Here is a 743-nt window from a genome sequence, read left to right on the forward strand (position 1 = left end):
GTATTAGGAAACTTTGACTCGTCGAGCTCGTAACGTAAACGGTAATAACTCATGTGATGAAGAGGACGATAATGAACTGATGTACCAACCCCCCTCTCGTTCATCATGTCAATAAACTGCTCCCTTGTAAGAACGGCTTGTTGAGTAAAAATCAACGGGTACAAATGGTGAGCGTGTTGATCAGCCATAACTCGAGACCTAACCAAGTCAACACCTACCAGGTCAGAAAATTCATCCGTGTATCTAGCTGCAATATCCTGTCTTCGCTGACGAAAATCCCAAGCTTTTTCAAATTGAGCCACACCTACCGCTGCATTGATATCGGGCAGATTATACTTAAAGCCTGGCGCCTTAACATCATAAACCCAAGAACCAGCTTTAGTACTAGTAAACCGGTCCCACACATCGCGGTCGATACCATGTAAACGCATCATTTTGGCACGACTGGCTATATCGTCATTGTTCGTAACCAGCATTCCACCTTCACCGCAAGTTATCGTCTTATTGGCATAGAAGCTGAAACAAGTGACATCCCCTACACTTCCAACAGGCCCATAGACATCATAGGAAGGGAAAGCATGCGCCGCATCCTGAACAAGCTTTACATTGTATTTTTCACAAATCCTTAGAAGCCCACCCTCTGAAACCAAATCCACAGATTGGCCGCCAAAATGAACAGCTATAACAGCTTTTACGTCTGGATTACTTAAAATAGCATCTTCAACAGATTGAGCTGTTATCAA

1 protein-coding gene is annotated in these 743 nt (G+C 43.7%); it reads right to left on the bottom strand.

Annotation, left to right across the window (positions count from 1 at the left end):
* Positions 1–743: DegT/DnrJ/EryC1/StrS family aminotransferase (locus A3754_RS26410; protein WP_197468377.1), on the bottom strand; the 743-nt coding region annotated here is incomplete at both ends.

Source organism: Alcanivorax sp. HI0083 (genome assembly GCF_001635175.1).